Source organism: Paenibacillus sp. FSL R5-0766 (genome assembly GCF_037971845.1).
GTDB lineage: Bacteria > Bacillota > Bacilli > Paenibacillales > Paenibacillaceae > Paenibacillus.
This window is the reverse complement of record NZ_CP150227.1, coordinates 1,299,704-1,322,125: the sequence shown is the minus strand read 5'-3', so window position 1 is coordinate 1,322,125 and position 22,422 is coordinate 1,299,704. Positions and strand designations below refer to the sequence as shown.

The 22,422-nt window shown below is 47.8% G+C and carries 17 protein-coding genes; 8 read left to right on the top strand and 9 right to left on the bottom strand.

Translation table 11 applies throughout. From position 1 onward, the window contains the following. Positions 1-54 precede the first annotated feature (54 nt). Both rpoN and pruA read right to left on the bottom strand, forming a co-directional pair. The gene (gene rpoN / locus MKY66_RS05840; protein ID WP_076214515.1) at positions 55-1,359 is read right to left on the bottom strand and encodes an RNA polymerase factor sigma-54; all 1,305 of its coding nucleotides are present in this window, start codon (positions 1,357-1,359) and stop codon (positions 55-57) included. A gap of 128 nt (positions 1,360-1,487) precedes the next feature. Beyond that, positions 1,488-3,035: an L-glutamate gamma-semialdehyde dehydrogenase gene (gene pruA / locus MKY66_RS05835; protein WP_076214512.1), complete on the bottom strand. Its 1,548-nt coding sequence runs from the start codon at positions 3,033-3,035 to the stop codon at positions 1,488-1,490. A gap of 293 nt (positions 3,036-3,328) precedes the next feature. Here pruA and MKY66_RS05830 point away from each other — a divergent pair, with 293 nt between their 5' ends. Next, entirely contained in the window at positions 3,329-4,252 is a 924-nt protein-coding gene (locus MKY66_RS05830) for a proline dehydrogenase family protein (protein WP_076214509.1), read from the top strand. 229 nt (positions 4,253-4,481) lie between these two features. Here MKY66_RS05830 and MKY66_RS05825 read toward each other — a convergent pair whose 3' ends face one another. Continuing rightward, positions 4,482-5,972 carry a collagen-like protein gene (locus MKY66_RS05825; protein WP_076214506.1) on the bottom strand — a complete coding sequence of 497 codons (1,491 nt, stop codon included), beginning with the start codon at positions 5,970-5,972 and terminating at the stop codon, positions 4,482-4,484. 475 nt (positions 5,973-6,447) lie between these two features. Here MKY66_RS05825 and MKY66_RS05820 point away from each other — a divergent pair, with 475 nt between their 5' ends. Beyond that, the gene (locus MKY66_RS05820) at positions 6,448-8,133 is read left to right on the top strand and encodes a sigma 54-interacting transcriptional regulator (protein WP_339807019.1); all 1,686 of its coding nucleotides are present in this window, start codon (positions 6,448-6,450) and stop codon (positions 8,131-8,133) included. 47 nt (positions 8,134-8,180) lie between these two features. Here the strand turns inward: MKY66_RS05820 and MKY66_RS05815 are convergent, their stop codons facing one another. Continuing rightward, on the bottom strand, positions 8,181-10,250 hold the full coding sequence (locus MKY66_RS05815; protein ID WP_076214501.1) for an ATP-binding protein: 2,070 nt from the start codon (positions 10,248-10,250) through the stop codon (positions 8,181-8,183). Between the two features lie 317 nt (positions 10,251-10,567). Between MKY66_RS05815 and MKY66_RS05810 the strand changes: the two genes are divergently transcribed. Further along, positions 10,568-10,858, top strand: a complete 291-nt coding sequence (locus MKY66_RS05810; protein ID WP_143760370.1) for a hypothetical protein — start codon at positions 10,568-10,570, stop codon at positions 10,856-10,858. Between the two features lie 59 nt (positions 10,859-10,917). Here the strand turns inward: MKY66_RS05810 and MKY66_RS05805 are convergent, their stop codons facing one another. Next, on the bottom strand, positions 10,918-12,588 hold the full coding sequence (locus tag MKY66_RS05805) for a PucR family transcriptional regulator (protein ID WP_076214498.1): 1,671 nt from the start codon (positions 12,586-12,588) through the stop codon (positions 10,918-10,920). 189 nt (positions 12,589-12,777) lie between these two features. Between MKY66_RS05805 and ald the strand changes: the two genes are divergently transcribed. Then, positions 12,778-13,911, top strand: a complete 1,134-nt coding sequence (gene ald / locus MKY66_RS05800; protein ID WP_076214496.1) for an alanine dehydrogenase — start codon at positions 12,778-12,780, stop codon at positions 13,909-13,911. A 168-nt stretch (positions 13,912-14,079) separates the two neighbouring features. On the opposite strand, the gene MKY66_RS05795 is transcribed toward ald, so the two are convergent. Continuing rightward, entirely contained in the window at positions 14,080-14,997 is a 918-nt protein-coding gene (locus MKY66_RS05795; RefSeq protein WP_076214648.1) for a PD-(D/E)XK nuclease family protein, read from the bottom strand. 513 nt (positions 14,998-15,510) lie between these two features. Here MKY66_RS05795 and MKY66_RS05790 point away from each other — a divergent pair. Further along, a complete protein-coding gene (locus tag MKY66_RS05790) occupies positions 15,511-16,194 on the top strand; it encodes a serine/threonine protein kinase (RefSeq protein WP_076214493.1) in 684 nt (227 codons plus the stop codon). A gap of 266 nt (positions 16,195-16,460) precedes the next feature. On the opposite strand, the gene MKY66_RS05785 is transcribed toward MKY66_RS05790, so the two are convergent. Continuing rightward, positions 16,461-17,357 carry an AraC family transcriptional regulator gene (locus tag MKY66_RS05785; RefSeq protein WP_076214490.1) on the bottom strand — a complete coding sequence of 299 codons (897 nt, stop codon included), beginning with the start codon at positions 17,355-17,357 and terminating at the stop codon, positions 16,461-16,463. Positions 17,358-17,484: 127 nt separating this feature from the next. Between MKY66_RS05785 and MKY66_RS05780 the strand changes: the two genes are divergently transcribed. Next, a complete protein-coding gene (locus tag MKY66_RS05780; protein ID WP_076214488.1) occupies positions 17,485-18,372 on the top strand; it encodes a sugar phosphate isomerase/epimerase in 888 nt (295 codons plus the stop codon). 39 nt (positions 18,373-18,411) lie between these two features. Next, positions 18,412-19,473, top strand: a complete 1,062-nt coding sequence (locus MKY66_RS05775; protein ID WP_076214485.1) for a Gfo/Idh/MocA family oxidoreductase — start codon at positions 18,412-18,414, stop codon at positions 19,471-19,473. Positions 19,474-19,627: 154 nt separating this feature from the next. Here MKY66_RS05775 and MKY66_RS05770 read toward each other — a convergent pair whose 3' ends face one another. Beyond that, positions 19,628-20,419: a hypothetical protein gene (locus MKY66_RS05770; RefSeq protein ID WP_339807015.1), complete on the bottom strand. Its 792-nt coding sequence runs from the start codon at positions 20,417-20,419 to the stop codon at positions 19,628-19,630. Positions 20,420-20,517: 98 nt separating this feature from the next. Here MKY66_RS05770 and MKY66_RS05765 point away from each other — a divergent pair, with 98 nt between their 5' ends. After that, the gene (locus MKY66_RS05765; protein ID WP_076214480.1) at positions 20,518-20,868 is read left to right on the top strand and encodes a helix-turn-helix domain-containing protein; all 351 of its coding nucleotides are present in this window, start codon (positions 20,518-20,520) and stop codon (positions 20,866-20,868) included. Positions 20,869-20,976: 108 nt separating this feature from the next. Here the strand turns inward: MKY66_RS05765 and MKY66_RS05760 are convergent, their stop codons facing one another. Next, entirely contained in the window at positions 20,977-22,296 is a 1,320-nt protein-coding gene (locus MKY66_RS05760; RefSeq protein ID WP_076214478.1) for a glycoside hydrolase family 125 protein, read from the bottom strand. Positions 22,297-22,422 lie beyond the last annotated feature (126 nt).

Sequence of the window (22,422 nt, the reverse complement as noted above, 5' to 3'; positions counted from 1 at the left end):
CCGGTTTGCGGGGGTTCTTGTGTATTCAGAGATGATAAGACGCCAGTTATTCGATTAAGCCCACCGTTTACGCTCAAGGGAAGGCAGAATCTGAAGTTCCTCCCTGTACTTGGCAACCGTTCTGCGGGAGATGACAATCCCTTCCTCGGCGAGCAGTGTAGCCAAACGACTATCCGAGTATGGACGCTGAGCCTGCTCCGTGCGAATGATTTCTTTTAATCTGCGTTTTACCACTGATGCTGATGTTTTATCCCCTGACGTTGTACTGATTCCCGAGGCAAAAAAAGCCTTGAGTTCATATACACCATGTGGGGTCTCAATGTATTTACCGTTCACCGCACGACTTACCGTTGATTCATGCATGCCAATCTTCTCTGCAATAACAGCCAGATTAAGCGGTTTTAGCGCGGATGGGCCTTTGACCAAAAAATGCTTCTGCTCTTCCATCACTGCCGCCAGCACACGTACTAAAGTCCTGCGCCGCAAGTGTACACTCCGAATAATAGCCCTCGCCTCTGCCACCCGGGTAGACCAGATAGCGTCCGGAGCCTCTTCCCTGATCCAGCGGAAGCACGCTTCATTCATCGATACCCGAGGGTTACCTGCTGCATGCAAACTGTAATGGACCTCACCGTTACGCAATCCAACAATGGCATCCGGAATAATGTAATGTGGCCGTTCTGTACATCCGATGGATCGACAGGGCTTGGGGTCCAGACGTGTAATATAGTCATAGGCAGTCTGAGCTTCCTGTGAAGTCATACCTAATCGACTCCCTGTTCTACTTGGGTGAAAAGGAACCAGTGCTTCCAATCCGGCTTCCACCATACGTTCAGCGTACTGAACAGCCAATGGATCGCGTCTGATCTGAAGCAATAGACATTCTTGCAGATTCCGCGCACCTACACCAGCAGGGTCCAGCGATTGGAGAAGCCCCAGTCCTGCTGCAATCTTGCTCATCGGAAGCTCAAGTGTTGCTTGCACCTCTGCCAGTTCAACCGTCAGATAACCATCATCATTAACGCACCCTGCCAAATATACGGCCATATTTTCCAATTCGTCTGGAATTGTCATCACTCGAATTTGCGCAATCAGCAATTGTTCCAGAGTAGGTTCGGCACCTTTGGCCTGAAGCAGCGGATCATAGGAACCATACCTGCGCTGATCCATTCGCCGCGGAATCCGGGCGAGGGGCCCGGCTTGTTCTTCCAGTTCGAGCACCGGATTTTCCTCCGCCGCATCCAGCAAGTAACGGGTCAGATCCTGGCCAGACATGGTTAGCAAATGAAAGGATTGTTTCATCTCCGGCGTGATGGACAGCCGAATACGTTGTTCCTGTACCAACTGAACACCTAACATCCGTTTCCCTCCTTATGCCTTCGGCAATAAGCATCTGTGTTTCTTATACGAACAAAAGGATTTGCAGGGATAATAGCATACTATTCAAGCGAATGTAAGAAGTTTTTAGTCGGATCATCAGATTCTGTCTAGTATTTCTCCGATACCAGCTTTGCCTGTGTAAACAGCAGCAGATAGTCTCTTCCACCTGCCTTGGAATCCGTGCCTGACATGTTAAATCCGCCAAATGGATGTGTGCCTACCAGTGCTCCGGTACATTTCCGGTTGAAATACAGATTACCCGCAAAGTACTCGCGTCTTGCCTGTTCCAGATGTTCACGATTACGTGAGATTACCGCGCCGGTCAGGCCATAGTCGGTATTATTGGCGATATCCAATGCATCCTGAAAGGAGTCTGCTTTGATGAACGCAAGCACAGGTCCAAAAATCTCATCTTGAGCAATCCGGGCTTTGGGGTCCACATCCGCAATTATGGTTGGTTCAATGAAATAACCTTCAACGTTCCCTGTACCGCCGCCGTGCACAAGACGCCCCTCCCCCTTGCCGATTTCAATATATTCCGTGATCTTTGCATATGCCTTGTCATCGATAACCGGTCCAACCTGACTGCCAACTTCAAGCGGACTACCCATCGTCAGTTTCTGTGTCCGTTCAATCACTTTTTGCAATACTTCATCATATACATCCTTATGAATAATGGCACGGGAACACGCCGAACATTTCTGTCCTGAGAAACCAAATGCCGAAGCGGTAATGGACTCTGCCGCGAGTTCCAGATCACTGTCACTGTCTACAACGATAGAATCCTTGCCGCCCATTTCTGCAATAACCCGTTTGATCCACTTTTGACCTGGAGCTGTTCGTGCCGCACGTTCATTAATTCGCAGTCCTACATCTCTGGAACCGGTGAAGCTGATAAACCGGGTAAGCGCATGATCCACGAGATAATCACCCACTTCACTGCCTGGTCCTGGTAAAAAGTTCACGACGCCATCCGGCAGGCCAACTTCTGCGAGCAGCTCCATAAACTTCGCGGCAATCACCGGAGTTGTGCTGGCGGGCTTTAATACTACCGTGTTGCCGGAGACCAGTGCAGCAGAGGTCATGCCTGCCATAATCGCCAGTGGGAAGTTCCAAGGTGGAATGACAATGCCCACGCCCAGCGGTATATAACTCAGTTCATTATCTTCCCCTGCAATTCGCACAAGGGGCTGCGATTCACTCAGTCGCTGCATATCCCGTGCATAAAATTCCATAAAATCAATGGCTTCCGCTGTATCCGCATCGGCTTCAGGCCAAGTCTTGCCGGCTTCATAGACCATCCATGCGGAGAACTCATGCTTGCGACGGCGCATAATGGCAGCTGCTTTGTATAGATAACGAGCCCGTTCATTCGGGTCCGTATGTTTCCATGTGTGGAATGTCTCCGCTGCTGTCTGAATGGCCTTTTCGGCCAATTCCTGATCTGCCTGATGGATCGTTCCGACAACTTGATTCTTGGCTGCGGGGTTCACGGAAGTTAACGTGCGGCTGCTTGTTATTTTTTGCCCACCAATAATAATCGGGTATTCCTTCCCAAGTTCAGCTTCTACCTGACGAAGTGCGTCTTCAAATGCTTCCTGGTTCGCCTGGACTGCAAAGGGTGTGAATGGTTCGTTAACAAAAGGGATATTCATCAAATGATTCCTCCTTCAGGATGTGGGATTCGCTGGCTGCTCGCCTGAATTATTTTGCATGTTACTCATCACCAAATATATGTAGCAAAATCCGTGCCAACTCCGGTTGGAATTGAAATATTTTTCTCGTTAAATTTAACTTAAGAAAATTCACACTGCCCACTCCGATGACAGAACAACCTTCAAAGTTCAATTTAAACAGAAAATTTCCATGAAAAATAATAGATCATCGCCAAATCTGGCACGTTTCTTGCTTGAATTAAGGATGCACAATGCTGAAGGAGGAAACAAAAATGAGTGTGGGAACGGAAATATATCGCAAAACCTTATTAACCGTGGCAGGCAACAAAGCTGTAGAAAACCTGTCCATTAGATATGGTAAGAAGCTGGCAGGCAAATTTATTGCAGGAAACACCTTGGAAGAAGCTCTCGAAGAGATCCACATACTCAATAATAAAGGCATTATGGCTACGCTCGATCATCTTGGCGAAGGCATCACCCGCCTGAACGAAGCGGCATTGTACAGGGATGAGTATGTACGACTGGTAGAAGGCATTGCACGTGAAGGGGCAGACTCCAACGTCTCGCTGAAACCGACACAAATGGGCCTCGCACTTGACCCGGAAGAGGGTTATCGAAATATCCGTACCGTTGCCACACAAGCCAAATTGCATGATCTATTTGTCCGAATTGATATGGAGGATAGTCCATTTACTCAAGCAACGCTGGATATTGTTCGAAGATTGCACTCGGAAGGACTGAACAATACAGGCACAGTATTGCAAGCCTACCTGCATCGCACCGAAGAAGATACACGTGATATGATTCGGGAAGGCATTCGGCTTCGGCTGGTTAAAGGTGCTTACAAAGAACCCGGATCAGTCGCCTATCAGAATACTTCTGAAGTCATTCATCAATTCAAAACGATGATTCGTAATCACCTCGATCAGGGTGTGTACACTGCGGTTGCCTCGCATGATGATCACATCATTAACTGGACGAAACAATACGCCAAGGATCGGGGGATCTCGCAGGATGCCTTTGAATTCCAGATGTTATATGGTCTGCGCATGAGCGAACAGGAACGTCTCGCCAAAGAAGGCTATCGCATTCGCTGTTACGTACCTTATGGCACCATGTGGTATCCGTACTATACCCGCCGTTTGGCCGAAAAACCGGCTAATCTTTGGATGGTCGTTAAGAATATGTTCCGATAATTATTCTCCAGCTGGATCAATATATATGAAAAAAGACAAAAGAAAACCATGTTGCCTCTTTTTTTCTGGGCACATGGTTTTTTCAGTACGAACACCTCACCAGAGCATCCAACTTTCCTTTTCTCCGATTCATCTCTTAATGTCTAAAAAATTAGCATCCCCAATTTTAACTGTCTATTTTTCTGGACACATCCATTTATTAATTAAAATTACAAGCTCGAAAAGCCTTTTAACTACTTAATTGTTGAATAAGAATAGAAGCATTAGCATTGGTCTGTGTTCCACCTGCTAGTGTTTGCAGATCAACAGCGGATGCGCTGGAATGATTCCGTAATGTCAGCACATCACCGGGAGCAGCCGTAATAATGACCATGCCTGGATTCGGTTGAGTCCCAGCTCCTGAACCATAGACACTGCCACCTACAGGGGCTCCGTTTTGATAAAGGGTGAATTGGTTTGCCTGCACACCTGCAACGTTGAAAAATACCGCATAGTCCCCGGCATTACCAATAATAATCGCAGCGGTATTGAGTGTGTGAGTAATACCGGTAAGATTTGCGTTGCTGTCGAAGATTACATCCGCTTCAATAGCTACAGTTTGAGCTGAAGTATTAAAAATATAGGCGTACGAGGACAACCCTTGCCCTGCTGTACCGGTTGCTCCAGTGACACCTGTCGTTCCGGTAACCCCAGTGCTTCCTGTTACTCCCGTAACACCAGTCGCTCCTGTCACTCCAGTAGCTCCAGTAGCTCCAGTGCTTCCCGTTACTCCCGTAATGCCCGTGGCTCCTGTTACTCCGGTAGCCCCGGTGCTTCCCGTTACTCCCGTAATGCCCGTGGCTCCTGTCACTCCAGTAGCTCCGGTGCTTCCCGTTGCTCCCGTAACACCCGTGGCTCCTGTCACTCCAGTAGCTCCGGTGCTTCCCTTTGCTCCCGTAACACCCGTGGCTCCTGTCACTCCGGTGGCCCCGATGCTTCCCGTTACTCCCGTAACGCCCGTGGCTCCTGTTATTCCGGTGGCCCCTGTGCCTCCTGTTACTACTGTAACGCCAGTGGTTCCTGTTACTCCGGTAGTCCCCGTTGCTCCCGTAACGCCCGTGGCTCCTGTTACTCCAGTAGCCCCGGTGCTTCCCGTTACTCCAGAAATGCCCGTGGCTCCTGTTACTCCGGTAGCCCCGGTGCTTCCCGTTGCTCCCGTAACGCCCGTGGCTCCTGTTACTCCGGTAGCCCCGGTGCTTCCCGTTGCTCCCGTAATGCCCGTGGCTCCTGTTACTCCAGTAGGTCCGGTGCCCCCTGTCGCACCCGTAAACCCTGTGACGCCCGTGGCTCCTGTGGCTCCAGTTACACCCGTTGTGCTCAGCGTTTCTCCCAATAACTCTTGGGATACCAATCGGTGAGCCGCGACTAATTCGCCTGCGGCATCTTTGCCCCATACAGATATTTGTGCTTCTGGAGCAGCCGTGTCTGAGGTCGAAAATACAAACTCAAAAGCATCAAAATTCCCATTATAAACTTTGGTTATGACCTGATTAGGTGATACATTGAGCAGTTCTTCTACATATAATGTTCTCAATCCATTAAGGTAATAGCCCCGAAGAAGCACCGTGAACATTTCTGTCGCATTCCGGTTATCGATTTTGACAGTAACGGATTGAGTTGGCCGGATCCCCGTTATTCCTGAAATATTATTCTCAATGGGCCCAGTTGATAGAATGGCCATTTCATCACACTCCTTTAGTTCTTCTTCATGCGGATGGCCTTCATACAGCATTATTCAGAAGTTTCTTAATGGTGTGGACAATTCATGTTCTATATGAATAATCACTTCAACTGTCCGTGGAGCAGATTGAGAAATAACAGTTTAATCAGGTAACTCAAATGTCATTTATAATAACTCAACCCTCACCCAAAATACTGAATGGACCGTTAGAATTAGCATTAATTCCTTAAAATAATAGTAAAAGGAAATATCAGAAATGAAAATTCAACATTGATCTCTTCTGTGCCGACAACATGTATGCTTCATGTCAAAAAATATATACACACCTCATTTGGAAAGTTATAATATGGGTAACCATCATTCTCCAGTCATTTCATATGTAGATCACTTATAAGTAACTCGTGTAAAAGAAGTCGTTTCCAAAAGTTATGCCCTAACTGAGGTGATATCGATGAAACATTTACTTCCAGAATTAATGTCTTTATTGCGTACGGATATGGATATTCTGGATACAGACCTCCCCACATTTACCATTCCGTCCTCAACATCGTTGGTAGATGCCTTCTGCTTATTCAACACATCTTCTTATCTATACATTCAGGATGATGGACCCCTATTGGGATATATCGCCGTATCCGATGTTTTGCATGCCATGATGCATGCGCATCGCCTAATAGAAGCTTATTTTGAGACCACACTGGAGACAGCGGGTTCAGCTCTGACATTAATTAATGAAGATGCCAAGGTGGCTTACTGGACAACTGGCGCGGAGCATGTTTTTTCGATCAGCAAAAAAGACATCATCGGACAACCCGCAGCGGACTTTTTTCCTCCAGATCGGCTACAGTCTCTCAAGACGTTGTATACCGGCGAAACGGTCTATCGCAAACAGCATCAGCCACGGCCCGACCTGTTCGCCCTGATTAATGCTCGTCCTGTCCAACTGGATGGACATATTGTGGGTGCAGTTGCTGCCGAAGTGGATATAACAACCGAAATCCGATTACATCAGGAACTATTACATATGACCTCCAAAGTCCAGCACTTGGAGAAAGCCGTTGCTCGGCTACGTCCCGAATTAGATCCATTTGCCAGAATCAAGGGCAGTAGCTTGGTTATTAAGCAGTGCATGGAGACCATTCGCAAGATCAGTACCACCTCAGCAACCGTACTTATACTCGGTGAGAGCGGCACAGGCAAGGAGTTATTCGCCAAAGCTATTCATGATCTTCGTGAATTGCAGACTGCACCGTTTATCGCTATTAACTGCGGGGCAATCCCCGCTTCCTTGTTTGAAAGTGAGCTATTCGGCTATGAAAAAGGCGCATTTTCCGGAGCGGATCCCAAAGGCAAAAAGGGTAAGATTGAGCTTGCCGAAGGGGGCACTCTTTTTCTGGATGAGATCGGTGAGATGCCATTGGAATTGCAAGTGAAGCTGCTTCGGGTGTTACAGGAGAAGAGTTACTTTCCTGTGGGGGGAACGCGAATGAAACAGGCCGACTGCCGGATTATCGCTGCGACCAACCAGAATCTACTAAGTATGATTGCCCGCAATCAATTCCGAGAAGATCTCTACTATCGGCTGAATGTCATTAACCTTGTCATCCCTCCTTTGCGCATGCGCAAGGAAGATATATATGAATTAACCCAGACGTTCCTGCAAGAGTTCTCATTGCTCTATAATCGTCACATTGAGTTGGTTCCACCTGAAGTGTTCAAGTTACTGTTCCAATATGATTGGCCAGGCAATGTACGTGAATTACGCAATGTGATCGAACGCCTGACCATTCTGACGACAGATGGTGAGGTGAAGCAGGAATACCTGCCTGATACCCTCACTTCCCTCACCATGCATGAACAGTCCGAAGTTCAACTGACATCCGGAATTCATTCATATGCCAACAACGAAAATCAGCAACGTCAGGATTCGGCGGGAGCAGAACAAGAACCTCGATCCGTTGCAAATGTGGACGAATTAGATACCTCGAATGATTCCGAACTTGTCTCAGGTGTTACCTACCAGCAAAAATTGGACACCTATGAGGCGCAACTTCTAATTCAATATCTGAAAGCAGCAGGTGGCAACAAACGAACACTCGCCAAGCAACTTGGCATCTCCAGGGCAACGCTCTATAACCGCATGAAGAGGCTTGGTCTATGACCAGCCTCTTCTTATCGTCATTATCGGTATGATGAACGAATAGAACCCTACAAAATCCGCGCCAGGCGAGTCAGCGCTGTTCTGAGATGGCGATAGAATGTCGCCCGACTCATGGAACACGTCTGGGCTGCGGCAGTTGGATTGCCAGCATGCGTCCAGTAAGCCGCGTATAACAGCATCTGATCCTGTGGAGATAGGCCGTGTACCCTGCCTTCCAACAGATCCATGACATACAGCTGTAACTGGATTCCATCCTTTACTCCTCTAACCCTGTCAGCATATTCATGCAATTCTCCTGGGGAACGAAGATCCCCCAACATCTTGCGAACATCCTGTTCAGTCCAGATAACACCATCCACTTCCGTTGTTTCCGGCTGTATACGATCTTCTGTTGATTTCGGATCAAGCAGAGACATGACCCACTCTCCGAATTGCCCGCTACGCAAATCCAAATCAAGTATGTCCGCCCGGTCCCCGAATCTGTCACAGACACGAGTGCGGGTTCTTCGCATCTGGAATCCAATACTTTGCAAAAATAGTTTCAGGTGAGGATTCGTTGCAACGAGCATCGCTCGTGCACCATCACCCAGTAGAGATAGTCGATCCAGTGCCATGTATCCCACCAGTTCTTCTCGTGTATAACCAGGCACATCATCTCTTGCTGCAGCCAGCAATGCAAAGTGAGTATCACTCTGATCCGGGTCATTCTCAAGCTCCTGTAGAGTGAAGCATTCATGCATCTCATTCGGAAAATACTTCAGTAGCAGCCCGCTACTTTCCCTATGTACTAGCACTGTAATGAACATGGCGATCGGCTCTCCAAGCTGGTCACGCATCAATACGATCCCTTCGGGATAACGGTGCGCCAGCTCATCCAGGAACGGGCCATAGGACACAGCCTGCCATGGTTCCACGCTGTACTCGCACCATTGCTGTAACAAGCTGTGCAGAGCGGGCAGATCCTCTTTTCTCATCGTCTCAAGAGGGGAGAACAGGGAATCACGAGACACGTCTGCGTACTTGCGGTATTGAAGCATGGATTCCTGACAGAGCAGAAGCATCTTTCGGGCGATTTGACGACGCGCATGAGCCCCTGCGTGTTCATGTAGCGGTTTCAGCAGCTTCGCAATCTTGATACGCAATGTCTGCAACCGATGTGGCTCACGCTGTCGAAAATCCCGTAGCAGATGCACCCTGGCCATATCATGCAGTCCAAGACCATCCGGACCGGAACGGATAAACGACATCTGTCTCAGCATGTGGTAGTCTTCTTGCGTCACAGTCATATCCAGTACTGATGATAATAATTCCTGATTGGCTGTCTCAAGCAGTGTTAGTACCTCCACCACAGGATGCAGACGGGGTGTCGTAAGTTCCAATAATAATCGAGCACTGATCATATGCGACAGTTCAGCCCATTCGGACTGCGGAAGATTCCTCTTCTGACCCGCAGCTTCTACAGCAAGGGCCAGCCCCAGCGGATGCCCATCGGTCATTCTCGTAATGGTACCTGCCATCCCCTGATTCAGAAAGCCTGCCACCGTGATGTATTCCGTAATCTCATCCACTGTGAAATGTTGAAGCCGCATCTGTATAAACCTCTGATGTAATCGGGGATGTGTCCGCCAGGTGGACGCCAGTTCCGGGCGTGATGCCAGAATGACAAGTATCCCTCTTAACGGAAGTTTGGATACAAAGACTTCCATGAACCAGCTTTCTAACAGAGCAAGCTCTTCATAATTATCCACGGCCAGAACCAATCTCTTCTCGATCGATGTGTCTCTCAGCAGACTCATTGGTCGCGGGTATCCTTCACTATCCATTGTTTCCAAGCCTAATGTAGAGGACAAATAATCCATAAAAACGGAGGGAGTCGCCCCACATGATCGACCATCCATCCAGATTGCCGTCGCACCTCGATCCCGAGAGACAGATAACATCTCTGAAAGCAAGGAAGATTTACCAATGCCTCCCATGCCCGTAATTGAAAATATGGTTAATGGGGCTTCCGGATGATTGAACCACCGCTCCAGTGTCGTCAGTTCCTTGGTTCGACCAATGAAACGTTTGCCATCCTCAACATATTTGTCGTATTTCGCCTCACTACTGTTTCCCATATATGTCCTCCGTACTAGATACTGGTACTTTTAATATACTTTTTTCTCTCACAAAATTGAGACTATATTGAGACGCGCAATTGCATGTGAAGTGATAGAATCTTGTTAAAAGCCAATTTAATGGAAATATTCAAAACAGCGGACATGGAAACGTATAACAAGGTATACATAAACGCCTCTGCATTATTTCTTAACTTAATGAATCATTCCGCCGATCCAGCACAGCCAACATGCATATGAGTATTTACTGATCTCGAATTCATGCTTCCCTTTCATACCCTACTACCAGCCCGATATTCCAGGAAAGGCGGATTTGTGTGAGAATAAACCTCGATATCTGTAATCTGAGCGGACAACTTGGAATCAATCCCAAACGACTTAATGAATGGCTGCACCAAAGTGGCATTTCAATGGAGGACAACGACGCAGAACCGGAAGTACGCCCTGACCGGTCATCCCCCCCGTATCGGCTGGCTGCACCTTCTTCCTTATCACTGGCACCATCCTCCGGTCAAACGAAGCTATATCGGGGCCGACGCTCCACTTCCATTCTGCAACGCCTGCCTGCTTCATTACAACATACCCGGCGGATTAGTAGAAACTGCTAGACTGTGCTCAAAGTAGTGTAAGATGGGTGCACAGTCTGTCTTGCATTTCATTCACCTCATCAAGAGGATTGCCACTGCCCATTCTCAATCATCGCGTGCGCGAGCAGCGCCATCTCCAGACAGATTCTTCTCCCTTGATCCATGTAATCTGGACCCATCAGTTCTTCCAGCTTCTCCAGTCTGTTGTACAACGTTTGCCGATGAATAAATAACTGGGCAGCCGCATCCCGTTTGGAACCAAAGTTCTGCAGGTACGCATCCAACGTATCCACCAATCGCAGGTGATGCGTTTGGTCATGTTCAATCAACATACCCAGGTGATCCTGGACAAAGGGTTGCAGGAAGGATTGGGGTAACGCTTTTAACATTTGATATATACCCATACGTTCGTAAAAGTGAACATGTTCCATCAGATCTACCGATCTTGAAACTTCGATCACCTGATAGGCCTCCTGAAGGCTCTCCGGCAGGCTGGTCAAACGGTTGCGTAACTTGCCAAATCCCACATGAATCATAACCTGTTTCAAGTTACGACTGGCAAACCGTTTCACGTCTTGCGCAATCCCCTCCAGCAATCGCAGCAGTTGATGACGTGCAGCAGCCGTTACCGCTTCCTTCGCACAGCACACATATACCTGGTTGTTCTTCAGCATAATCAGGCTAGGCAGATTGTTCTTCTTGAGCAGGGAACGCAGCAGGACAAGAACATCCTGATGATTGGCTTCCATTCGCTCCCGGCCTGTACCCTTCAATCGATGCTCAATCTCGATGACCCCTCCTGCAAACCAGTACTGTCCCTTCACCAGCAAACGAAGCCCCATTCTAGTCTGTGCCTGTTCCTCCTGATGGATGTTGCCATTCATCAGATCCTGGATCAGCTCGTTCTGATTGCGGACCATCTTCTCTTCAAGAAACTGGGATCGAAGCGTGAGCGCTGCCGCCGCCTTCGCTGTATAGTCGAGCAACAACTTGAGATATTCGACTGGAGCTGCGGGATGCACAATCATGCCTACAGCCGAAAATACCTGGCCAAAACAGACGACCGGATGACACAGCAGAGCCTTCTCTTCGTCGATGTGGAACCATAATTCGGTATCTGAATCATTCAAATCCAGATGTTCTACCTCCTGCTCATACCAGGTATAGATGGCCTGTTCCATCTCCGGAACAAGTTCGGGCACAAAACTGCCTGGCTCCATGGACGAAATGTACACCACCGGTTTGGTAGCATACTCATGCAACAGGTTCAGCAGAGCAGACATATCCGTACTCTGTAATGTTCGTTGCTGAAGCTGACGGGAGTATGCTTCCAGACTTTTCAGCAACTGGTGTTGATGATTAATGAGCAGAGAGTGAATATCCTGTGTAATCTCGACAAAACGGACCGGTTGTTCAAATACGATCAGCGGAAACTGGTGTCTGTCCGCCAGTTCAATCAGTTCTTCCGGGATTCCGTATATGCTGGTACCAAACTCCACACATAGCCCCGCTGCCTCACTGCCAATGAGCTGAAGCAGATACTCTTCGCGCCCTTCTTCCGATTGAAGCCACAGTCCAGTGGATAAAATAAGATCATGGGGGCTTACGAATGGAGATACATTGGTAATCTCCAATACATGAACCCAACCAACCTGACGGTTCACTCCATCCTTCCCTGCCGCTAGTCGTGCTCGGCCAAATACCGGACGTGCAAGGATATCTTTGATCGTAAACACACGGTCATTTCGCAATGTCGATCCCTCTTTGTGTTATTTTTTCTTACATTATAATCTATGGACAAATGTCCTGAACAGTCTTTTTCGACAATATGTTGAGTTCAATTCCTAAAAATTAGACATCAAGTAAGGTGCAAAACGAATATCCAAGTCATAAACTTGTAGTATAATCTAACAACCAATAAATGGACGAGGTGCATGGTGATGAGAATCGGAATTCCCAAAGAAATCAAGAACAATGAGAATCGTGTAGCAATGACTCCGGCCGGGGCTGCTGATTTCATCAGAGCCGGTCACCAGGTACTGATTGAACAAGGCGCGGGGATCGGCAGTGGATTCACGGATCATGAATATCAAGCTGCGGGCGCCGAGATTCAGATTGATGCCAAGTCAGTGTGGACCGAAGCCGATATGATCATCAAGGTGAAAGAACCGCTTGCCAGTGAATATGGATATTTTCGTCCGGGACTAATTCTGTTCACCTACCTGCACCTCGCAGCGGAACCGGAGCTTGCCAAAGCGCTTATTAAAAGTCGGGTAACGGCTATTGCGTATGAGACGTTGGAGGTTAACAATACCCTCCCCCTGCTAACCCCTATGAGTGAAGTTGCAGGCCGCATGGCCTCCCAGATCGGGGCACAGTTACTGGAGAAGACCGAAGGTGGCAAGGGCATTCTGTTGTCCGGTGTACCAGGCGTCAGTCGGGGGAAAGTGGTCATTATTGGTGGTGGAACGGTGGGAACAAATGCAGCCAAAATTGCTATTGGTCTTGGCGCCGATGTGACCATCCTTGATCTGAATCTGAATCGTCTGCGCCAGTTGGATGATATCTTCGGCAATCAGATCCACACGCTGGTATCCAGCCCGTCCAACATCGCAACAGCTGTTGCCGCGGCAGATCTGTTGATCTGTGCGGTGCTGATTCCGGGCGCCAAGGCGCCAACGCTTGTCAGCGAGCAGGTGGTGAAGACGATGGCACCGGGTTCGGTCATTGTGGATGTGGCGATTGATCAGGGCGGGATCGTTGAGACCATTGATCATATCACAACCCACGATGAACCGACCTATGTGAAACACGGCGTCGTGCACTACGCGGTGGCGAACATGCCAGGCGCCGTGCCGCGGACGTCCACGGTGGCGCTGACCAACGCCACCATGCCTTATGCGCTGCAGCTGGCCAACCACGGTGCAGCCGCCGCGATTCGCGGCAGTTCGTCCATTCGCAGCGCGGTCAACGTGCTGAATGGACACATCACGTATGAGGCGGTTGCCCGGGATCTCGGGCATGCCTATGTTCCTGCGGGTCAGGCGCTGGAGAATACCGCCGCCGTCCAGTAATCTTGATATGATCGTTCCACCCCGGCGCCTTGTCGCCAGGCCTGTGGAACGCAATAGAAGCGCAAGTCGGGCAGATGATGTTCCCGGCTTGCGCTTCTTGATTTTTTTCACATATGAAATAACTCATTAGTTGGTATAAGGCCTTTAGGTTCCTCCGGTTTTGGAGCTTTAGATCGCCCGTTCGCTGCATACTTCGCGGAAGTTGCAATCCCGGCAGGACCGGTGCGAAGGCATCGCTGTAAAGTAGGTGACGTCCTTTGGACGGTTATAGTATTCATCCTCAACACAGGATCGCATCTCCTCGATGTAACGACCCACGTTCTCCTCCACCTTCCGGATATCCTCTTCTGTGGCTGTAAACTCTCGGTGTTTTCCGGTTATCAGGTACTCCACTCGCAGCTCAATCTGTTCCAACGGAACCCGGTAATGCTCTCTCACATAGGATGCGTACAGCATTAACTGATCGGAGAAGTCATCTTCCTTGCCCGTCTTCCAGTCCACTATGACAATATTGCCGTTACTGCGCCGATACAATAAATCCATCTTCACATACACACGCGTATCGTGCAGCATCATCGTATCCCATTTCTCAATCTCCAGAATGTCCGTACTTGCCCGGGACAAGTCCTCCCACGTAAGCGTCTGGTACAGGTTGCTGACACAGGCCGAAGCACGTTCCTTAATCGTGGCAATCCGGTCATTCAACGTATCATCCCCATAATAGATCTCGGACAGCATCGCGCGATTCTTGGGGTTCAGCCGCCACTGATCCACATCCATGGATTCCACATACGCCTGATTCAGCAGCTTGCGTATGGTCTGTTCCAGGAAGTGTTCACGCGGTTTATCTTTGCCCTCTTCCCTGCTGCGTACCGCCGACTCACACATCCGATGCGCGAGGTCCCCGAAGACAAGATACAGATTGCTGAGCTGCTTCAGACGGTACAGACGAACCTGCATCTCATCAGCAGAGTCTGTCTTCCAGCCGTTATGGGCACCGTAATAATGATAATAATATTTGCGCAGGCACTCATCGAACATACTCGCCCGCGACTGCGAATAAGACCATTGCGGGTATTGTGCCATAAGGTATTCTGCCTTTCTGTATGCCGGATCTGCATGAGATCCCTTAATGCTCACAGTATAAAGCCCGGGCAACATTGCCGCAAGCATGCTTCCGTTATTTTCTTCTGACGCAACCGTTTCCGATTCGATCCGTATCGTTTATATAGTAACATCACCAAAAGATGAAATTGCGGAGCAGAACGCTTAATATACTCTATAGAGGGCAGCGAATCCGGAACCGGGATGCTTGTACGGGTCCAGCCCGGGGCCAGTGTGGGCCCGGCGCTAACGAATCTCACACACCTTATCACGTGGATCACGAGGTTTTACGGAATCTAACGAACTCCAGACACGCTAATTAGTCTTATTTTGGTTGTAGAACGTGTATACTGCAAGCTATGAGCCAATAACGTGTCTCTGATTCGTTACATTTTCAGATCTGCTAGTTTACGTGAAATAAGACTTACTCGGTTCGCTAGAAAATGATTATATGAAAAAAATTGTACAGGCATATCCTAAAAGGGGGCACCACCCATGAATCGACCGGATTGGTTCCAGGCGGAAGAAGCATTACAACATATCCAAGTCATCGGAAGCGACCGGAATGAGCTCGTGAACATCATCGGCGATGTAGAAGGATTGAATTGCATTGGCACAGGTACGGATGCGGCTGTATTTACGTATGACGGCTTGCCGCAGTATGCCTTCAAGATGTACTCGGATCATGCCTTGGACAAACTCGAAAATGAAAAACAGGTATACGAGCAGCTCAAAGGTCTGCCATACTTCCCTACCTATTACGGCAGCGGCCGGAATGTACTCGTGATCAGTTTTGAACCCGGGGATACACTGCTAGAATGTTTGGAAAAGGGAATCCCCGTCCCCGAGCAGGTGATGCTCGATGTGGACGCAGCGCGAGAAGCCGTTCGCAGCCGCGGGTTGAACCCTCGCGACATTCATCTGAAAAATGTAATTCTCCAGAACGGACGCGGGAAAGTGATTGACGTATCCGAGTATGTTCAGGACGGCAATGACAATCGCTGGGAGCATCTTGTCTGGGCTTATCACAACATCTATCCACGGATCAAAGGAACGCCCATATCTCCACGCATGCTGCAAACGATCAAATGGGGATATAATCAGTTCGATCATGCCAACATCAAAATGGACGATCTCTCCAAAAAGGCGAATCGTCTGTTCTCCAGATTTATGAAATGAGTACGTTGTACACAGTAGAGGATTGTCTTGTTGTTTTTATTGAAACCAAACCGCCCGGATAATAGCCTTGAAATGGCCTTTATCCGGGTGGTTTTTTGTGAAGGTGCGTATACGTATGTGTATGTGTGTATGTGTGTGTGTGCTGACTGTTATGGTAGTCACTGCTGTGCGCTCTGCTTCTGCTTACTTTTGTGATTGTGAGTTGCACTTGTCTACAACCTTCGTTATGGACCTTTTATTCGAGACTACTGGTAAACTGGTCGTGCTCAACCTTCTTTTCTTCCACGTCCCTGCGAGGGGGTCATGCCCTTGTATTGTTTGTATAACTTCGTAAAATAGTTGGCATTGTCGCAGCCGACTCTGGCTGCGATCTCCGTAATGGTCAGACTGCTGCCTTGCAGCAGCTGCTCTGCTTCACTCATCCTGCACCCGTTCACGTATTCCACAAAGGTACGTCCGGTCAGCTTTTTGAACATTTTGCAGAAGTGATACGCATTCAATCCCACATGACTTGCCGCTTCCGTAACAGACATCTTACCTGTGGGGTCCGCTTCAATCTGTGCGATCAACTGTTTGAAACGTTCGCGGTTGGGAAAATACGATCCGACCGTTTTATCCGGTAGCTGCTGCGGCATAAAGGTTCGCGCAAGCAGGGTGAACAAGGCATGCAGCTTGGATTTCACCACGAGCTGATAAGCCGGGGGCTGTAACGCCATTTCCTCCACAGCTTCATTCAATAAAGAATAATAGCCTGTGCAGGCTGTGTTTTCCTCTGCCGGTTTGACCGGAAATCTCACTCTTCCTTCCAAATACGGCGCGACATATTGCTCATGCACAGGATCATGAGTGAAATCATGGAACAGTGCACGGTTGACCACAACGGAATCATAATGCACATCCCCGTCATCCAGAGCATATCCAACATGCAATGTACCTCCAGGAATGATGATGACCTCACCTGCTCGAACTATATAAGGTTTGCTATCAATATGAAAAAGCGCACTGCCCTTACGCATAATAATCAGTTCAAAATGTTCATGCCAATGCAAATACAGAATACATTCTTCAGCTTTCATATCTGAACACCGATTTTGGAACAGCTGAAATGGATGTGATTTATGGTCAATTCGGGTATTTTCGTGAAGCGCTTTCAGATCCAGCACGACTTCTTCCCCCTCTTCACAAGATCCGACTATTAATACACAAGATTGTTTAGAGCCATCCCGTTAATCCACGGCTATAATGAGTGTCACGAAGTACTATAAGCCAATATTGGAGTGAATTACAACCATGAATAAATCATTACGCATCGGTACCCTTGTAGGCGGGCAGGACGCCGTCCGCGTTATCCCGCAGATCATGCAACACGGCTTCGAATCATTTAACCTGACATTCTGGCAAACGACAGGCGATCTGGACCTGGCCGAGACAGCCAAACGTGTCCGTGAAATCGTGGACGAACAAGGCATTGTCATCTCCGCGGTGAGTGTATTTGGTAATCCGCTCACCGGAGCCGGAGACAACGCCGATACATTGGCGAGCTGGGAGCGAGTGATCGATCACGCACAGCTCTTCGGTGCAGATATCGTCTCCGGATTTACCGGACGTCTAACCGATCAACCCATTAATGAGTCCATCCCCCGGTTCAAGGAAGTATTTGGTGAACTGGCACGCCGGGCAGCAGACCGGGGTGTACGGATTGCTTTTGAAAACTGTGATATGGGAGGAACCTGGCAGACAGGCGACTGGAACATTGCCCATAACCCAACGGCCTGGGAGATGATGTTTGATGCTGTTCCGGATGAAAATGTAGGCCTGGAATGGGAGCCTTGCCATCAAATGTCCAGCCTGATTGATCCTATTCCACAGCTACGCAAATGGGCTCATAAAGTCTTCCACGTACATGGCAAAGATGCCACGATTGCCTGGGATATTGTCAAGGAATACGGCGTACACGGTCCACGTGAATTTGTCTGGCACCGCACACCCGGCTTCGGGGATAACAACTGGGCAGACATCATCACCATTCTGCGTCAGAACGGTTATCAGGGCACGATTGATATCGAAGGCTGGCATGATCCCGTCTACAAAGACGAACTCGAAATGACAGGACAGGTACATGCATTACGATATTTGAAACAATGCCGCGGCGGCGATTTTGTGCCCAATCCGGTATAAAGTACTACACAACACAATCCATACGAAGGAGATGAGCTGATGAGTCATCCTTATCGGGTAATTATCGCTGGCTGCGGTGCCATGGCAAACACGTGGGCGGACTATGCCTTGCAAAGGCCGGATACAGAAATCGTCGGGCTGGTTGATCTGTATGAACAGACAGCCCTTGCTTTTGCTACAAGACACGGCCTCACCTGCCCTACGTTCACCGATATCCGTGAAGGCATTCAAGCTACTGGCGCGAATATCGTATTCGATGTCACGATTCCGGCGAGTCATTACGGCATTGCCATGACAGCGCTGAAGGAAGGATGTCATGTATTTGGCGAGAAACCACTAGCAGAGTCCTTCTCCGAATGCACAGACATTGTGCAAACCGCTCGCAGCACAGGACACATTCAAGCCGTCATGCAGAATCGTCGTTTCGATCCGCGTATCCGCGCCTACCAGCACCTCATTTCCGGCGGGGCTATAGGACAGGTAGGTTACGCAGGAGCCGACTTCTTCCTCGGGCCACACTTCAGCGGATTCCGGGATCTGATGGATAGTCCGCTGCTGCTCGATATGGCAATACATACGTTTGATCAGGCACGGTATATTCTCGGAGCTAACCCGGTCTCGGTATACTGCCATGAGTTCAATCCTCCAGGTTCATGGTATCAGGGCAATGCGATGGCGTTATGTATATTTGAGATGTCTGACGGGTCCGTATTCAACTATCGCGGATCCTGGTGCGCAGAAGGCGTACCCACATCATGGGAAGCAAGTTGGCGCGTAATCGGTGAAAAAGGAACCGCCATCTGGGATGGTCACGATGACATCTATGCTGAAGTAGTTACTGCGCAAAGCCTGGATGCTGACGGCAAACCATCCTTTTTCCAGTCAAGTGAGCGAATTGAAGCGGAACTGCCTGTCATGGACAAAACAGGACATCACGGCTGTCTCGAAGACATGTTCGCCGCACTGGAATCCGGACGACTACCTGAGACCGATTGCAGCGATAACCAGTTTAGCATGGCCATGGTCCTCGCATCCTTGGAAAGCGCACGCACAGGCCAGAAAGTGTTCATCGCCGATCTGATGAGAACGGGGAATGTGTAAAAATACTATGCCCCTCCATCACATTATGAGTGCATATTACAATTAAGAAACGAAGAGGGTTCATCACTAGTCAAACCCACCCGTTAACTTTACATAGCAATAAAAGAATCCCTTGCCAGCAAATAGCTGCAAGGGATTCTTGAGGTTAATTCAATTAGTATTTCACATCTACTGGATATTCGATAACAATTGGCTTTTTAGTACCATTTAAATAGGTGTAACCAGCATTTTCAGCAACTCTTCCTTGGAATACTGTTCCAACATATTCATCATAGTAATCATATTTTACTACTACAATATTATATTGATCGTAGTTCATAGCTGCATAATAGTTTCTTGTATTGAAAGCAGAACTTTCAGGGGGGCCAGAGTATACCTCAGTAGTACCCCATTCTTTAGAAATTGTACCGCTTGCCTCGCCTGTCAGACTCTGATTGACTACGTATTTAATGCCTATATCAGCTTTTGCAGAAAACTTCACCGTACCACTTACAGATGATTTAGAAGTCTTTGATGAAGTTTTACCCTTTGGGACACTTATCAAAAGAGTTTGTTGTTCAATGGGCCCTACAGAGTAACCAGTAATTACGGATTTACTTACAGAATAACCTGATTTCACATAAATACGACGATCACCTGCTTGTGGTGTGATCTCACTATTGTTTTTTCTTACAAGCTTAGGATCAACAAATTCATATGTAGCATTCGGGTTGCCAGGCGTCTCATACTTCTTATTACCATCCAAGTCTTGACTAACTATAAATTCAGTACTCGGGGTCGTCACATCAACTATCGGATTAGGGTTTAATTGAATCTCATTGCCAAACTCACTTTCTGCAGAAGCCGCAGGTACTAGAATAGTTAAAGCTGTGGATAAAGATAATAACACCGATGTAATTTTTTTCAATTTAAATCCTTCTTTCCCATGTATTTTTTTGGTATACAACACTAATATACGACAAAAAACTTATTTATCCTTCTTTATTTTTACAAAAAAAATAAATAAATGTATAATAAACCTATAACTACAAAGGAGTGATACATATGTTTAAGGATTCGAAGCTAATTGTCCCCTCATTAATCATTGGCGTTTCATTGATTCTAAGCAGCTTCGTTAACAGCTATTTTACCTCTGAACAGAAATCAGAAAATCTACCGACAATTCAAACTTCAGTAAATTCCACTATGTTAACGAAAGAAGATGCGGCTGAATATTTACGGCTCTCTGTATCTGAGTTGGATGATATCATAAATAAAGATATTGATCGGAAACAGAATACATCATCAGTTTATGACACATATCAGTTTATACCTTATGCTAATTTGAACGGTAAACTCATTTTCACTAAGACTAACTTAGATCAGTGGATCGATTACAACACAGGTAAAAAATAAATAAAGCCCGCACTGCAGTCTTCCTGCAACGCGGGCTTCATTTGCACTATCCCTATATATAAACTGACACACAAGAAAACGGAGAGTACAATCTCATTTTACATCATTTTATAAAATTCCTTTTTTCATTGCCTTATACACCAGTTGCGAGAACAGGCTGTTGGACCAAGCAAACCATGGTCTGGTGAACGTGTTGGGATCATCGACGTGGAAACCCTCGTGCATATATCCCGTATCCGCATCCGTGTTCTCCAGTAGTTCAATCATCGCCAGTATTTCCTCGTCATTGTCTGCAGTCAGACCCTGCATGGATAGCGCCATGTGCCAGATATATCCCGGAGGGGTATGGGGGCTACCAATACCTTTGGCTACCCGCCCTTCATAATAGAACGGATTTTCCTTACTCAAAATGAATCGCCGTGTGTTCTGATACACCCTGTCTTCAATCGAAGCATACTCCATATATGGTATAGACATCAGTCCAGGCGTGCCCGCATCATCCATCAGACAAAAGTTGCCGTAACCGTCCGTCTCATAGGCATAAATCTGCCCATACTCTGGATGACGATAAGTACCGTACAGGGAGATACCGTGTCGTATTTCTTCTTCCAAACGAGCCATCCGGTTTACCAGTTGTTCATCGCGGAACACCCACTTCGCGATCTCTCCCATCTGGCGCAAGGTTACCGCAGCGAACATGTTCGCCGGAATATTATAATGAAAATCACAGGCATCATCACTCGGACGAAATCCGGACCAGATCATGCCCGTGTAATTCACAGGCATACCCGATCCTTCATTTCGCAGCGTATCATGGGCTGGACAATTGCGACGCATGAACCGGTAAGGTGATTGCTCTGTGTGATGCTGTTCTGTCTCCCATAGTTGTACGATATTCTCCATCACTTTCTTGAAGCACTCATCGAATATATCCGTAAGTTCCGTCTCCCGCCAATATGTATAAGCCAGCTTCATGGAAAAACAAAGAGAATCCAGCTCAAACTTCCGTTCCCACACCCAGGGTGACATCTCCGTCTCATCATTAGCATCCCAATGCCATCCATTCGCCGTTTCATTGAATGCATTGGCATAGATATCCTTATCAGCGTAGAACGTATGCCGTTTGATCAGGCCTCCGATAATACGCTGCAACTTCTCATCATCCTTCGCAAGTGGAACATAATGCATGACCTGCTCTACGGAATCCCTTAACCACATGGCGGGAATATCCCCTGTAATCACAAAGGTTGTCCCATCCTCCAGTAGCTTCGTGGTCGTTTCCAGCGTATTCGGAAAACAATTGCGAAACTGAGCCAGCAATCTCGGTCGATGTTGCAAACGCTCGTCCGCCTCAGTCAGAATATCCTGCACAGCTTGTGGCAATTCCAGTTGTGGCATAGAGATTTTCGGTAATCTGAACTGTTCCATAGATGTTGTCTCCTTTGAATTGAAGTTTAGCAAATTGGTTTAGATTAAGCCTAACACTCTCACACTATTGTTATTTTTGTTATGATAAATTATAATAACATTATTATTTGTAAGTGTACTGTGTCA

Coding starts and splice junctions, on each gene's coding strand:
- MKY66_RS05795 (WP_076214648.1), bottom strand. CDS start 14,997: ATGGCACAATACCCGCAATGGTCTTATTCGCAGTCGCGGGCGAGTATG.
- MKY66_RS05830 (WP_076214509.1), top strand. CDS start 3,329: ATGAGTGTGGGAACGGAAATATATCGCAAAACCTTATTAACCGTGGCA.
- MKY66_RS05760 (WP_076214478.1), bottom strand. CDS start 22,296: ATGGAACAGTTCAGATTACCGAAAATCTCTATGCCACAACTGGAATTG.
- MKY66_RS05820 (WP_339807019.1), top strand. CDS start 6,448: ATGTCTTTATTGCGTACGGATATGGATATTCTGGATACAGACCTCCCC.
- MKY66_RS05825 (WP_076214506.1), bottom strand. CDS start 5,972: ATGGCCATTCTATCAACTGGGCCCATTGAGAATAATATTTCAGGAATA.
- MKY66_RS05790 (WP_076214493.1), top strand. CDS start 15,511: ATGAATCGACCGGATTGGTTCCAGGCGGAAGAAGCATTACAACATATC.
- MKY66_RS05765 (WP_076214480.1), top strand. CDS start 20,518: ATGTTTAAGGATTCGAAGCTAATTGTCCCCTCATTAATCATTGGCGTT.
- MKY66_RS05775 (WP_076214485.1), top strand. CDS start 18,412: ATGAGTCATCCTTATCGGGTAATTATCGCTGGCTGCGGTGCCATGGCA.
- rpoN (WP_076214515.1), bottom strand. CDS start 1,359: ATGTTAGGTGTTCAGTTGGTACAGGAACAACGTATTCGGCTGTCCATC.
- ald (WP_076214496.1), top strand. CDS start 12,778: ATGAGAATCGGAATTCCCAAAGAAATCAAGAACAATGAGAATCGTGTA.
- pruA (WP_076214512.1), bottom strand. CDS start 3,035: ATGAATATCCCTTTTGTTAACGAACCATTCACACCCTTTGCAGTCCAG.
- MKY66_RS05815 (WP_076214501.1), bottom strand. CDS start 10,250: ATGGGAAACAGTAGTGAGGCGAAATACGACAAATATGTTGAGGATGGC.
- MKY66_RS05780 (WP_076214488.1), top strand. CDS start 17,485: ATGAATAAATCATTACGCATCGGTACCCTTGTAGGCGGGCAGGACGCC.